Genomic DNA, 13794 nt, shown 5'->3' on the forward strand with positions numbered 1-13794 from the left:
CCGCAGGAGAAGTCATGCTCGAGTCCCCGGCCGGAGCGCCGCGACCCTTCCGTGCCCCCCGGCGCCCGCGCCGGCTGCGGCGCGCCGTCATCGCCGTGGGGGTCGTCCTGGCGCTCGGGGCGCCGATGGCCCCCGCGGCGCACGCGACCGGTGCGACGGCCCCGCACGCCGTCGAGCAGGCCGCGGCGGTGGCGTACGTGAAGAAGCCGTTCAGCCCCACGATCTACGCGGTCACGGCCACCTCGCACCGGGCGATCGGCTACGCCGAGTGGCGGGACGCCGGGTCGCCCACCCCGGGTCCGTCGCCCACCGCGTACTTCCGGTACGCGTGGTCGTCCACGCTCTACGGCGTCACCTCTTGGCCGGACGGGGCGGAGTGGGAGCGGTTGTCCTACGCGGGCTGGGTGGACGCGGGACGTCCGGCGGCACAGCTCGCAGGCTGGATCCCCGGGAGCTCCGTGTACCGCTGGGAGACGTCGGACGAGCTCTTCCTGCGCGGGGAGGACGCGTCGATCCACAAGCTCACGTGGTCCGAGTGGAGCCTCGCCGGGCGCCCGCCCGCCACGGTCCGCGCGAACGAGGGCTTCGTCCGCCTGTCGTGGGACGGGTCCGTCGCCCGCGTGCGCGACCTGCGGTACGGGCAGGGGGCGCCGGTCTCGTACGCGACCTGGCTCGCCGAGGGTGCCCCGACTCCTCGCGTCGCGCCCCGGTTCCCCGGCGACATCTTCGAGAAGGACTTCACGGGCCCCGGGATCCGGTACTCGGGGCCGACCGTCTCGCGCTACGTCTCGTTCGCGGAGTGGCAGGCCGCCGGGTCGCCCGTCCCGTACGCCGGCCGGAACGGACGCCTGGACCCGGCGACCCTCTGCGGGATCGCCTGGTCGCCGGGGGTGCTGCTGCGGTGCGACGCCGCACGTGCGCTCGAACGGCTGAACGTCGCGTACACGCGGCAGTTCGGTCGACCGCTCGCCGTGGACTACGGGTACCGCACCTACGCGACGCAGGTGTACCTCCGGATGACGCTGGGGACCGTGGCGGCCGTCCCCGGGACGTCCAACCACGGCTGGGGTCTCGCGATCGACACCCCCGAGGGCGCCGGTCACGGGTTCGGCTCGCCGTCCTACGCGTGGTTGCGCGCCAACGCCCCGACGTACGGCTGGGTGGCGCCGCGGTGGGCCTGGGCGGACGGCTCCAACCCGGAGTACTGGCACTTCGAGTACACGGGGTGAGCGCGCCGGCGTCAGCCCGGGACGGTGGCCGTGACGACGAACTCGTTGTACGTGAAGAGACGGCCCGCGGCGCGAGGCAGCGGGAAGGACCGTGACCCGGTCACCCGCAGGCCCAGGGCACGGCACGTCGCGACGATCCGGTCGCCGTCGACGAAGTCCGTGTGCGAGGCGTCGCTCGCGAAGCCCCGCTCCTGCGGGCAGATGACGACGACCCGGGCCCCGCGTGCCGCGAACCGGAGGTAGTGGCGCAGGAACGACTCCTGGGAGCCGGGCTCGAGGTGCTCGAGCACGTGGGCGACGAGGACGCCGTCGAAACCTTGCTGGTCCGCGGACGTGCGGGACTCGAGCTCGTCGGGCAGGTACGCCTCGAGCCCTCGCGCGCGGCAGAAGTCCACAGAGCTCGGGTTGTGGTCCACGCCGACGCTCCCGGGGGCGAGGTGGCGGAGGTTCCGGCCGATCCCGCAGCCCACGTCGAGCGTCCGGCGCGTGCCGAGCAGGCGGCGCAGGTTCCACCGGTACGGGGCCTGCACGTCGAGCAACCGCTTCCAGCGGGCGCCCTCGAGCTCTTCGAGCCGCTGCGCGTACTCGGGCGACGTGGTGTCCTCCACGCGACGAGGCCGGGTGCCGTCCGCCGGCTCGTCCCGTGCAGGGCCGTCGGTCTCCGGACCTGCCATGGTGCTCCTTCGGGCCTCGTGGGGTCGCGCTCGCGGGCGTACGACGACCGCGAACCCCCCGAGCCTCGCCGCTCCGGTGCCGGATGGCAACAGATGACGGCCGGTCCGTCGACGAGCCGCGGAGGGTCAGGCCTCGAGCGGCGCGCCGTCGACGCGCTCCGAGGCGCGCAGCCCAGCGAGGTCCGTGCCGGCGGCCGCGGTCGTCAGCACGAGCGAGCCGTCGGTGGACCAGACCCCCACCGCGGTGCGGAGCACGCCCGCGACGGTCCTGCCCTGGAGCAGCCAGCGACGCGGCGTCGCGAGGTCGCCGCCCGCGCTCGCCAGGTCCTCGACCGCGCGCGCGACGAGCTCGCCGTGGGTCTCGCGCCCGTCGTCCGTCGCGGGGGACCCGTCGACCGGCTCCGGGGCCCAGCCCACCTGGTCGCCGTACGTCATGACCGCCGAGGCGGCGTCGATCGCCCCGGGGGGCAGCGTGGCGTCGAACCGGCGCGCCAGGGCGGGGAGAGCCACGGCGACGAGCTCCGCGCCGGAACCCGTCCACACGTCGGGGCGGTGGGTGACGACCACGTCGGCGTGCGTGGTGGCCGGGTCGGTGGCATTCTCGCCGACCAGGACGACGGTGGCTCCCACGCGCCACGCAGCCAACGCCCAGACGACGGTGCGCCAATGCACCGGGAGATCGAGAACGACCCTCGTTCCGGGACCGGCGTCGAATTCCTCGACGAGCAGGTTCGTGGTCTTGTTGACCCAGTTCTCGAGCACCGCGCCGGAGAGCTCGACCCGCTCGCCGTCGTCCCCGTACCACGTGAGCCGGGGCCGACCGGGGTCGCGCGTGACGAGTCGGAGCAGGTCAGCGACGTGGGCGGGACGGTCGCCGCGAGGGGCGGGGGCGTGGGGAGCGGGCACCATGGACACCACCCTAGGGTGCTGATATCGACACCCGAGATGTGGTGATTTCACCCCGCGCCTCCGCGGGGCTATCACATTTCGGCTTGACGCCCGCGGATGACACGCGTGTAATTTCTTCAATGCAGTTTCCTGCCTGGTTCTCGCTCGAGGCCCGGCGAACGGCATGAAGGGGCGAGCAATGTGGAACATGCTGGACGGGACGGGCGGGGTCTTCCCCTCCGACGCTGAGCGAGAGGTGGAGCGCGTGGCACCGGTGCTGCCGCTCTTCGGTGAGCCGGTCGACGACTCGCTCATGGGGTGGCAGGAGCGCGCGCTGTGCGCCCAGACGGACCCGGAGGCCTTCTTCCCGGAGAAGGGCGGGTCCACGCGCGAGGCGAAGAAGGTCTGCACGGGCTGCGAGGTCCGCGCGGAGTGCCTCGAGTACGCGCTCGAGCACGACGAGCGCTTCGGCATCTGGGGCGGGCTGTCCGAGCGGGAGCGCCGCAAGCTCAAGCGCCGCGTCGTCTGACACCCGGGCGTCGCCGACACCCGCCACACCGGGGCGCGCAAATGCCGCGCCTGGAGCCGTGTCCGTCGCATGATCGACGGGACATGACTTCCTCCGACCTCACCACGTCCGCGCGCAGCGCCCGTCCCGGCGACGTCACGCCGGGAGCCGCCGCGCGCGCCGCCGCCGTGCCGGGCGTCGTCGCGGCACCCGGGATCGTCGCCGCCGTGACGGGCGCGCTGCCCGTCGTGACCACGGTCACGGCGGTCGTCGTGACGCGCGGCCGCACCCCGTTCCTCGCCCACACGCTGGCGGCGCTGCGCGCCCAGACGACGAGCCCCCACGAGGTCGTCGTCGTCGATGCCGCGACCGGCGACGCGAGCAGCGAGCACCAGGGTCTGCAGCTCGGGGACGCGCGGTTCGTCGCGGCCCCGCGCGCCCGGTCGTTCGGCGACGCGGTCGACACGGCGCTCGCGAACGTCGAGCCGGGCACGTGGCTCTGGCTCCTGCACGACGACTCGGCACCCGCGCCCGACGCGCTCGCCGAGCTGCTGCGCGCCGTCGAGCACTCGAGCGCGGTCGCGGTGGCCGGCCCCAAGCAGGAGCGCTGGGTGCCCGGCACCGACGCGCAGCCCGCGGCGCCGTTCGAGCCGGGCACGGTCAGCCGCCTCGTCGAGGTGGGCGTGACCACGACCCCGCTGGGGCGCCGCCTGACCGGCATCGACGAGGACGAGGTCGACCAGGGGCAGCACGACGCGCGGGAGGACGTGCTCGCCGTCGGGCTGGCCGGGGCGCTCGTCCGGCGGACCGTGTGGCAGGAGCTCGGCGGGACCGACCCCGAGCTCGGCCCGTTCGGCGACGGTCTGGACCTGTGCCGGCGGGCGCGCCTCGCGGGGCACCGGGTCGTCGTCGTCCCGTCGGCCGTGGTGCGGCACGCGCAGGCCTCCCTGCTCGGGCTGCGCGAGCGCCGGCGCGGGACCACGGCGCTCCCCGCCCCGGACCCCGACGCGTCGTCGGCCGCGCGCCGCCACTCCCAGCTCCATGCGCGGCTCGTCGGCGTCGCGGCACCGTGGCTCCCGTTCGTCGCGCTCGCGATGGTCGTCGGCGCGCCCTTCCACGCCGCGTTCCGGCTGCTCGTCAAGCAGCCCGGGCAGGCCCGGGACGAGCTGCTCGCGCCGCTGTGGGCGCTCGTGCGGGTCGGTCCGGTCGTCCGGGCGCGTCGCGTGGCACGGCGGACCCGGCGGCTCCCGCGCCGGGCGCTGCGCCCGCTGCGCGGCACGTGGCGCGAGGTGCTCGCCGAGCGGCGCGACCGGCGGCTCGCGCGCGCCGAGCAGCGGCGCACCGCGTGGGCGCCCACCGACATCGAGCGGCGCGAGCTCCGCGCCCTCGCGGTGCGGCGTCGGGCGGGGCTCGCCGGGGCCGTCGTCGTGCTGACGGGCTTCACCGCCGTCGTCTTCGGGCCGTTGGCGGGGGCCCTCCTCGCGGGCGGCCGGCTCGTCGGCGGCTCGCTGCTCCCGGCCACCGGGACGCTCGGGGACGTGTGGCGCGCGGCGACGACGGGCTGGGTCACCACGGGGCTCGGTGCGCCCGCGCCGGCGGACCCGTTCGTGTCCGCCCTCGTCCCGGCGTCGCTCCTCGCCGGGGGCGCCACGCAGACCGCCGTGAACCTGCTCGTCCCCGCGTGCTTCCTCGCCGCGGGCCTGGGCGCGTGGTTCGCCGCGGGCGCGGTCACGCGCTCCGTGCCGCTCCGCGCCTGGGCGACCCTCGTCTGGGTGGCCGCCCCCGCGCTCCTCACGGCCGTGGGCGCCGGCCGGGTCGGCGCCGTCCTCGTGCACGCCACGCTCCCGTGGCTCGCGCTCGCGGTCGTCCGCGCGCTCGGGCTCCAGCGGCTCGACGTCGTCGCGCCCCCGACGCAGGACGTCGTCCGCCGCGCCGCGCGCCGCGAGCCGGGCTCGCTCGCCGCCGCCGCCACCGCGGGCCTGCTGTTCGCGGTCGCCGTCGCGGGGGCGCCCGTGCTCCTGCCCGTCGGCGTGGTCGTGCTCGTCGTCGTGGCGCTCGGGGCCCGGGCGCACCGCCGCTACCTCGCGCTCGTCCCGGTGCCGGCCCTCGTGCTCTTCGCCCCGTTCCTCGTCCACGTGGCCCGCACGGCGGGCGACGGCGGGTGGCGGCTGCTGCTCGCCGACCCGGGAGCACCGGTCGCGGCGACGCCGGCCGCGCCGTGGCAGCAGCTCCTGGGGCTGCCGACCGCGCCCGAGGCGTGGTTCGGGCTCGACGGGGGCGGAGCCGCCGACCTCCTGGCGCGCTGGGCCCCGTTCGCCGCCGGTGCGGTCGTCGTGGTGCTCGCCGTGCTCGCGGTGCTGCGCGGCCGCCGTCTGGCTGTGGGGGCGTGGTTCGTCGCGGCGCTCGGGCTGGCCGCGGCCGTCCTCGCCGGGTCGACCGTGGTGGCCGCCGGGACGACGCCCGACGCCCCGGTCACGGGCTGGCCCGGGGCCGGTCTGTCGCTCGCTCTCCTCGCGCTCCTCGGCGCCGCGCTCGTGGGTGTCCCGCGGTGGCCCGGTGCCGGGGCCCCGGCCTGGCGCTCGGGCGCCGCGGTCGCGCTCGCCCTGGTCGTCACGCTGCTCCCGCTGGGGGCCGCGACGTCGTGGACCGTGGGCGTGCTCGACCGTGACGACGCCCGCGTCGGTGCGGTCGTGGCCACGACCGAGCCGGTGGTGCCGCCGGTCGGTCGCCAGATGCAGTCGTCGCCGCGCCAGGCGCGCGTGCTCACGCTCGAGCTCGGCCCCGACGGGGTCGCCGAGTACGCGGCGCTGCGCTCGGACGGCCCGCAGGCGGTCGACTCCTCGGTCGTCGTGCACGCGTGGCAGGCGGCCGACCCCGCGGTCACCGAGGGGGAGCTGCCCCGGCTCGTCGCGGAGCTCGTCGCCGGCACGTCGGCCGACGCCGCCGCCGGGCTCGGGCGCCTCGGCGTCGGGGCCGTGCTGCTGCCCGCGTCCGCGCCGGAGGACCAGGCGCGGGCCGAGCTCGTCGCCCGGCTCGACATGGTGCCCGGGCTCGAGCGCATGACGGAGGGCCGGTCGGCGCTGGTCTGGCGCGTCGCACCCCCCGGAGGCGAGCCGTCGTGGGCGCGGGTCGAGTCCGGGGCGGACGTGGCGCCGCTCGCCGCGGACCGCGAGGCGCTGCGGCCCGTCGTCACGACGGTGCCCGAGGGGCCCGAGGACCGGCAGGTCGTCCTCGCGGAGGACGCGTCGTCCGGGTGGCGCGCGACGCTCGACGGCCGCCCGCTGGAGGCGGTCGACCCGGCGACGACCGGCGGGCTGCAGGCTTTCGCCCTCGGAGCTGACGCCGGGCGGCTCGAGGTGTACCACGCCGCGGACCACCGGTCCGGCTGGATGGCGGTGGCGGGCGTGACCCTGGTCGTCTACGTGCTGCTCGCGGTGCCGGTCCGGCGCCGTCGCGCGGGAACGAGGTAGGAACGGTGTCGACGACGAACGGGACGAGCCCCGACGAGGCTCGGGAGACGGGTGCGCGCCCCGGGCGCACCCGGGCGGTGGTGCGCCGTGTCACGACGACGGGGGCCGGTCTGGTCGGCGTCCTCGCGGTCGGCGCGGTCGTCGTGCTCGGGAGCACGGGTGCAGCGCTCCTGCCCGCGGCCCCGACCCCGGCCGACGCGGTCGAGGAGGTCACGGTCGAGCTCGCCCAGGAGGTCTCGGTCTGCCCGGGCCCGGCACGCCTCACGGACCCGGAGACGGTGGGCGACGCGCAGTTCGGCCCCGCCCCGGTCGGCACGTCCAGCCGGCTGCGCGCCCTCGTCGAGGGCGCCGGGACCGCCGGGCTCGGCGTGCTCGACGGCGGCGACCCCGAGGAGCAGGAGCTCGCGCCCGGGCAGGGCGCCGACGTCACCGTGGGCGACGTCGAGAACCCGGAGCACGGCACCGTCCTGGCGGTGCGTCCCGGTCCGGACGCCTCCCCGCGCGTGGCCGCGTCCGTCGGCTCCGTGACGACGGAGGGTGACCTGCGCGGCCTCGCCGCGGCGAGCTGCTCGCGGCCCGGCATCAGCCAGTGGCTCGTCGGCGGGAGCACGGAGATCGGCAGCAGCTCCCAGCTCGTGCTCCAGAACCCCGGTCTCACGCCCGCCGTCGTCCAGGTCCGCGTCTGGGGCCAGGGGGGCGAGGTCGTGCTCTCCGGCGGCGGGCAGCAGCTCGTCGGACCGGGCGAGGAGGTCGTGACGCTGGTCGAGGCGGCGGCCCCCGAGCAGCGCCGCCTGGTCGTGCACGTCGCCGCGTCGGGCGGCCTGGTGTCGGCGTACCTGCAGCACTCGACGCTCGACGGGCTCGTGCCGCTCGGCGTCGACCACGTGGTCCCGGGCGCCGAGCCGACGACGGACCTCGCGCTGGCCGGTGTCGCGAGCGTCGGCGAGGCGGTCGACGACCCGCACGCGCCGCAGCTGCGCCTGCTCGCCCCGGGCGACGAGGCCGGGACCGCGCGTGTCACCGTCTACGGCGAGGACGGCGCCGTCCCGCTGCGCGGGGCCGAGGAGGTCGAGATCACGCCCGGCGTCGTGACGGACCTCTCGCTCGGCGGCCTGCCCGCGGGCGCGTACGCGGTCTCCGTGCACGCCGACGTCCCCGTCGTCGGCGGCGCGTCCGTCGACCGGCGCGGGGAACCGGACCCCGACCTGCTCCACGAGGAGCGGCAGTACGACCGCGCCTGGGTCGCCGCGCGACCGCTGCCGCCCGTGGAGGACACGGAGCGCGCCGACGAGAGCACCGGCCCCGCGGACGCCGCGTCCCGGGCCGGACAGGTGGCCCTCGTCCCGGGCACGTCCTCGGCGCTCACGCTCGCGGCCGTCCCCGCGGCACGTGCCGACGAGGACGGGGAGGAGCCCGCGGGCTCGCTCGAGCTCCTCGTCCGCGTCTACGACGAGAGCGGGACGGAGGCGGGCACGACGACCCTGACCCTCCGTGCGGGCACGACGCAGACGCTCGACCCCGCGACGGTCCGGCCGGAGTGGTCCGAGGCCGTCCCCGCGGCGGTGACGGTCGACGTCGTCGGCGACGGCGGCGGCCTGCTCCCCGTCTGGTCGCTCACGGCGAGCGCAGGCTCGCCGAGCGGCGACGACGGCGACGGTGCGCCGAGCCTCTTCTCGGTGCTCCTGCCCGTCACGGACGCCCCGGCCGCGCACGAGGTCGCGGTCCGGGCGTCGGACACGGCCGGGCTCGGACGCTAGGCGCCGGTCAGCGGTCGCCCGTGTAGCGCGGGTCGATCTCCTCGGGGGTGCGCGCCAGCAGGTGCGCGACCTGCTCGACGAGCACGTCGCGGACGAGGTCCTCGAGGTCCTCGGCGTCGAACGCGCGCGCCTCGACGGGCCGGCGGTAGACCACGACGCGCGCGGGCTGGCCCGACTCGGCGGGGAAGCACCGGCCGAGCGGCACGCCGCCGTCCTCCCAGGGCGCCGGGTCCGACGGCGGCACGTCCTCCACCGCGAACTCCGTCCCGCGCAGCTGCTTCGCCCACGAGCGCTGCACGCGCTCCACGACGTCGAGCACGACGTCGTCGAACTTCTCCGCGCGCGTGCGGCTCGCGGGCGCGGTCGGCGGCAGGAGGGGGCCCCGGATGCCGCGTCCCCGGCGGTCGCGGCGTCGCGGCACCGGGCCGTGGCCGCCCGGCCCGGGGGCGCGCGGCGGGATGACGAGCTCGTCGAACGAGACCGGGGGAGGGGTGACGGCGCTGCGTCGCGACCAGCGGTCACGGGCCCGGCGCCCTGCGCCGGCCGGGTCGGGGCGCGAGCCGGGGGACGGAGAGTTGCCACGCACACCACGACTCTAGTCGGCCGTCGCCCGGCGCACCGGGGCTCGGAGCGCTCTGCCGCGAACCCGGCCGCGACCAGCCACGGCCCGGTGCGGGGCGTGGACGGCGTGTGGCGTCTCCACGACGCCTCCGGAAGGCGTAAGGTCAGGCCGTGAGATCCGTCAGGCAGTGCTCGCGCACGGCGTGCGTCCGTGCCGCCGTCGCGACCCTCACCTACGTCTACGCCGACTCCACGGCGGTCCTGGGCCCGCTCGCGCACCTCGCCGAGCCGCACAGCTACGACCTGTGCGCCGAGCACGCGGAGCGGCTCACCGCCCCGCGCGGCTGGGAGGTCGTGCGCCTGTCGCCGCAGTTCGTCGAGACCGGGCCCAGCGACGACGACCTGTCGGCGCTCGCCGACGCCGTCCGCGAGGCGGGCAAGGTCCGGACCGAGCCGGAGCCGCCGGACGTCACCGAGGTCGGGCGACGCGGGCACCTGCGGGTCCTGCGCGCCGAGGCCGACTGACCCCGCCCGCGGCGCCCCACGTCGGTAGGGTGGCCGCGTGAGCACCGACCTCTCCCACCTCATCAAGGCCTACGACGTCCGCGGCACCGTCCCGGACCAGCTCAACCCGGAGGTGGCACGGGCCGTCGGCGCCGCGTTCGCGCAGGCCGTCGTGCTGCCGGAGACCCCGGCCGGCTCGCGGCCGAGCGTCGTGCTCGGTCACGACATGCGCGACTCGGGACCGGAGCTCGTCGACGCGTTCGCCGCGGGGCTCACGGCCGCGGGGGTGGACGTGACGCGCATCGGGCTGTGCTCCACCGACGGCCTCTACCACGCGTCCGGGGTCCTCGGTGTCCCCGGGGCCATGTTCACCGCGAGCCACAACCCTGCCGTCTACAACGGCATCAAGCTGTGCCGCGCGGGCGCGCGCCCGGTCGGGCAGGACACGGGCCTGATCGACGTGCGGACCCTCGCGGAGGGGTACCTGGACGACGGCCTGCCGCCCGCGGTCGAGGAGCCCGGGACCCTCACGGACCGCGACATGCTCGCGGAGTACGCGGCGTTCCTGCGCGGCCTCGTCGACCTGTCGGGCATCCGCCCGCTCAAGGTCGTCGTCGATGCGGGCAACGGGATGGGCGGGCACACCGTCCCGGCCGTGCTGGGCACGGGCGCAGGCCTGCCGGCCCTGCCGCTCGACGTCGTCCCGCTCTACTTCGAGCTCGACGGGACGTTCCCGAACCACGAGGCGAACCCGCTGGACCCGAAGAACCTCGTGGACCTGCAGGCGGCCGTGGTCGAGCACGGTGCCGACCTCGGGCTCGCGTTCGACGGCGACGCCGACCGCTGCTTCGTCGTGGACGAGCGCGGCGAGCCGGTCTCCCCGTCCGCCGTCACGGCGCTGGTCGGCCTGCGCGAGGTCGCGAAGGAGCTCGAGGCCGGGCGCACCCCTACGGTGATCCACAACCTCATCACCTCGCGCGCCGTCCCCGACTTCCTCGGCGCCGCCGGAGCGCACACGGTCCGCACGCGTGTGGGCCACTCGTTCATCAAGGCGCAGATGGCCGAGCACGACGCGGTGTTCGGGGGCGAGCACAGCGCCCACTACTACTTCCGCGACTTCTTCTTCGCGGACACCGGGATGCTGGCGGCGATGCACGTCCTCGCCGCGCTCGGGTCGCAGCCGCACGCGCTGTCCGACCTCGCGGAGATGTACGAGCCCTACGTCGCCTCGGGGGAGATCAACTCGACCGTGGCGGACGTCCCGGCGGCCCGGGAGCGTGTCGTCGAGGCGTACGTGACGCAGCAGGGTGCGGGTCCGGTCGTGGTCGACGAGCTCGACGGCCTGACGGTCTCGCACTGGGGCTCCCACCCGCAGTGGTGGTTCAACCTGCGGGCGTCCAACACCGAGCCGCTCCTGCGGCTCAACGTCGAGGCCGCGGACGAGGACATCATGGAGAAGGTGCGCGACGACGTCCTGTCGCTCGTGCGCGAAACGCGTTAGGGGAACGCCCGGCCGACCGCTACTCTCAGCGCACCCTGTACAACCGCTGAGAGGAACACCCATGGCAACACCCCTGCGGGGAGCGGACTCCGGTCGCCGATCCCCCGTCCGTGCGCGCCGCGTCACCCGCGCCCTCCTCGCGTCGACGCTGGCGCTCGCGGTGGTCGGTGGCGTCAGCGCCACCGCCGGCGCGGAGACGGCCCCGCCGTCGGAGACGGCCACGCTCGACGGCCTGTCCGGGACGACGACGTCGTCGTTCCAGGAGACTCTCGCGGCGCGCCTGACGCCCGAGCGCCGCGCCGTCCTCGAGGAGAACGCGGCGACGCTCGCCGCCGCGGGGACCGAGCGGGTCGCCGGGAAGGACCGGTACCAGACCGCGGTGGGGGTCTCGTACGGCGTCTTCGATCCCGGCGTTCCCGTCGTGTACGTCGCCAGCGGGACCGGCTTCGCCGACGCGCTGAGCGCCGCACCGGCGGCCGCGGTGCAGGGTGGACCGCTCCTGCTGGTCCAGCCCAACGGGATCCCGACGATCGTGGCCGACGAGCTCCGTCGCCTCGCCCCGCAGCGCATCGTCGTGGTCGGTGGCTCGGGAGCCGTCTCGGACGCGGTCTACCAGCAGCTCGCCGGGTACGCCCCCGCGATCCGTCGCGACGCCGGTGCGAACCGGTACGCGACGTCCCGCCTGGTCAGCGAGCGGGCGTTCGCCGGCCAGACCGTCGAGGTCGCCTACGTCGCCACCGGGACCGACTTCCCGGACGCGCTCTCGGCCGGCGCCGTCGCCGGCGCCTACGGGGTGCCCGTCGTCCTGGTCAACGGCAAGGCGGCCACCGTCGACGCCCCGACCAAGCAGCTCTTCCAGGCCCTCGGGGTCGGCGCGGTCGGGATCGCGGGCGGCAACGGCGCGGTGAGCGCCTCCGTCGAGGCCGACCTCCTCGGTGAGCCCTACCTCAACGGGAACGTGGTGCGGTTCGCGGGCAAGAACCGCTACGAGACCTCGGTGGAGCTCAACCGCGGCGTCTTCGAGTGGGCGAACGGTGCGTTCCTCGCGACGGGGGCCGGGTATGCCGACGCCCTCTCGGGTGCGGCGGCGGCGGGGTTCATCCCCGTCCCGCTGTGGGTGGTCCCGAGCACGTGCGTCCCCGCCGCGGTGCTCGGCGACGGTGCGGCGCTCGGCGTGGACAGCTACGTCCTGCTCGGTGGCCGCGGGGCGCTCGGCGACGGGGTCGCGGCCCTGCGGCAGTGCTGACGGCCGACCACGCGTGACGTCCGGCCCCCGTCCGTCCGGGCGGGGGCCGGACGCGTCCCGTGACGTCGGCCCCCGTAGACTCGCGGGAGCACGGCGCGCACGGACGACGACGAGGAGCGAGCATGAGCCTGCAGATCGACCCCTGGGTGCGCGAGGCGCTGCGGTGCCCGGTGACGGGCGCCCGCCTCGTGGACGGGACAGGCCCCTCCGGGGAGCCGGAGCTGCACTCGACCGACCCGGGACGACCGCTCGCGTACCCCGTGCGCGACGGCATCCCGGTGCTGCTGGAGGACGACGCGCGCGAGCTCTGAGGGCGCCACGTCCCGCTGCACGACCGAAGGCCGGCCCCGCGAGGGAGCCGGCCTTCGGCGTCGGGCACCGAGGGTGCCCGCACGGCTGCGGCGAACCGGGACCGCAGCCCGTCCGGGGCGGCCCTGCAGATTTCGTCGGCAGGGCCCGGCAGGGCTCGTCGGTACGCGGGTGGTCGGGGGCGTCAGACGCCCGCGGCCTCCTTGAGGTCGTCGACGAACGTCGGGTTCTCCTCGAGCCACGCCTCGACGGCGGCCTGCTCGTCGGCGTACTCGTCGGAGTTGAACATCATGTTCTCGAGCGAGAACAGCTGCTCGTCGTCGAGGGAGAACGCGCCGAGCATCTTCGTCAGCGTCGGGTAGCGCTCCTCGAAGTCGGACGAGCCCCACATGTGGATCTTCTCCGCCTCGCCGAGCGCGCCCTCGGGGTCCTCGAGGTCGCGGACGGGGAACTCGTCGTAGGCCCAGTGCGGACGCCACAGCGTGACCGCGATGTTCTCGCCCGCGTCGGTCGCGCCCTTGAGCTCGGCGAGCATCGCGGGAGTCGAGGAGATGGAGTAGTCCATGTCCTCGAGGCCGTAGGTGGGGATGACCTGGTCCTGGGTGATCTCGGTGAGGCCGGCGCCCGCCTCGATGCCGACGAGCTTGTTGCCGTACTCGTCGGACATGGCCGCCAGGTCCTCGAGGGTCTGGGCCGGGGAGTCCTCGTTCACCGCGATGGTGAGCTTGGCGTCGTCGTACCAGTAGCCGAGGTCGGTGATCTCGCCGCCGTACTTCTTCTCGTACGACGCGTGCGTGTAGGGCAGCCAGACGTCGAGCGTGAGGTCGAAGTCCCCGCCGACGAGGCCGGTGTAGACGACGCCGACGTCGGCGGTCTGCGTCGACACGTCGTAGCCCTCGTCCTCGAGGATGGTGGTCCACAGGTGGGAGACGGCGATGCCCTCGTCCCAGCCGGACGGGATGCCGATGGAGACCGACGTCTCGTCCTCGCCTGTGGAGGAGGCGCCGTCACCGGAGCCGCCCGAGCCGGAGTCGGACGCGCAGCCGGTGAGCGCGAGGCCGAGGACGGCGGTCGCGGCGACGGCGGCGGTGCGGGTGGTGCGCTTGCGTGCGGGGGTCATGCGTTCCTTCCGTGGGCCGTGAGGCCC

The 13794-nt window shown here is 75.9% G+C and carries 12 protein-coding genes; 8 read left to right on the top strand and 4 right to left on the bottom strand.

Going from position 1 to position 13794, the window contains the following annotated elements; all coding sequences use genetic code 11:
• Positions 1-14 precede the first annotated feature (14 nt).
• Positions 15-1229: a M15 family metallopeptidase gene (locus tag AC3WT4_RS10835; RefSeq protein ID WP_074807648.1), complete on the top strand. Its 1215-nt coding sequence runs from the start codon at positions 15-17 to the stop codon at positions 1227-1229.
• Between the two features lie 11 nt (positions 1230-1240).
• Here AC3WT4_RS10835 and AC3WT4_RS10840 read toward each other — a convergent pair whose 3' ends face one another.
• Both AC3WT4_RS10840 and AC3WT4_RS10845 read right to left on the bottom strand, forming a co-directional pair.
• Entirely contained in the window at positions 1241-1903 is a 663-nt protein-coding gene (locus tag AC3WT4_RS10840) for a class I SAM-dependent methyltransferase (RefSeq protein ID WP_083385146.1), read from the bottom strand.
• A 126-nt stretch (positions 1904-2029) separates the two neighbouring features.
• On the bottom strand, positions 2030-2812 hold the full coding sequence (locus AC3WT4_RS10845) for a TIGR03089 family protein (RefSeq protein ID WP_108047918.1): 783 nt from the start codon (positions 2810-2812) through the stop codon (positions 2030-2032).
• A 178-nt stretch (positions 2813-2990) separates the two neighbouring features.
• Between AC3WT4_RS10845 and AC3WT4_RS10850 the strand changes: the two genes are divergently transcribed.
• From AC3WT4_RS10850 to AC3WT4_RS10860, 3 genes are all read left to right on the top strand, one after another.
• Entirely contained in the window at positions 2991-3320 is a 330-nt protein-coding gene (locus AC3WT4_RS10850; protein WP_021482334.1) for a WhiB family transcriptional regulator, read from the top strand.
• Positions 3321-3403: 83 nt separating this feature from the next.
• Entirely contained in the window at positions 3404-6769 is a 3366-nt protein-coding gene (locus AC3WT4_RS10855) for a glycosyltransferase (protein ID WP_083385145.1), read from the top strand.
• Positions 6770-6774: 5 nt separating this feature from the next.
• The gene (locus AC3WT4_RS10860) at positions 6775-8526 is read left to right on the top strand and encodes a DUF5719 family protein (RefSeq protein WP_108050135.1); all 1752 of its coding nucleotides are present in this window, start codon (positions 6775-6777) and stop codon (positions 8524-8526) included.
• Positions 8527-8533: 7 nt separating this feature from the next.
• On the opposite strand, the gene AC3WT4_RS10865 is transcribed toward AC3WT4_RS10860, so the two are convergent.
• A complete protein-coding gene (locus AC3WT4_RS10865) occupies positions 8534-9112 on the bottom strand; it encodes a metallopeptidase family protein (protein WP_083385144.1) in 579 nt (192 codons plus the stop codon).
• A 146-nt stretch (positions 9113-9258) separates the two neighbouring features.
• Here AC3WT4_RS10865 and AC3WT4_RS10870 point away from each other — a divergent pair, with 146 nt between their 5' ends.
• The 4 genes from AC3WT4_RS10870 (at position 9259) to AC3WT4_RS10885 (ending at position 12649) form a co-directional block, all read left to right on the top strand.
• Entirely contained in the window at positions 9259-9612 is a 354-nt protein-coding gene (locus AC3WT4_RS10870) for a DUF3499 domain-containing protein (protein ID WP_009863301.1), read from the top strand.
• A 37-nt stretch (positions 9613-9649) separates the two neighbouring features.
• The gene (locus AC3WT4_RS10875; protein WP_492315435.1) at positions 9650-11092 is read left to right on the top strand and encodes a phosphomannomutase/phosphoglucomutase; all 1443 of its coding nucleotides are present in this window, start codon (positions 9650-9652) and stop codon (positions 11090-11092) included.
• 61 nt (positions 11093-11153) lie between these two features.
• The gene (locus tag AC3WT4_RS10880; protein WP_492315436.1) at positions 11154-12338 is read left to right on the top strand and encodes a cell wall-binding repeat-containing protein; all 1185 of its coding nucleotides are present in this window, start codon (positions 11154-11156) and stop codon (positions 12336-12338) included.
• 122 nt (positions 12339-12460) lie between these two features.
• Entirely contained in the window at positions 12461-12649 is a 189-nt protein-coding gene (locus AC3WT4_RS10885) for a Trm112 family protein (RefSeq protein WP_074807635.1), read from the top strand.
• A 182-nt stretch (positions 12650-12831) separates the two neighbouring features.
• Here the strand turns inward: AC3WT4_RS10885 and AC3WT4_RS10890 are convergent, their stop codons facing one another.
• Positions 12832-13767, bottom strand: a complete 936-nt coding sequence (locus tag AC3WT4_RS10890) for a glycine betaine ABC transporter substrate-binding protein (RefSeq protein WP_074807633.1) — start codon at positions 13765-13767, stop codon at positions 12832-12834.
• Positions 13768-13794 lie beyond the last annotated feature (27 nt).

This window comes from Cellulosimicrobium sp. EB106-03-01-XG111 (genome assembly GCF_058792115.1).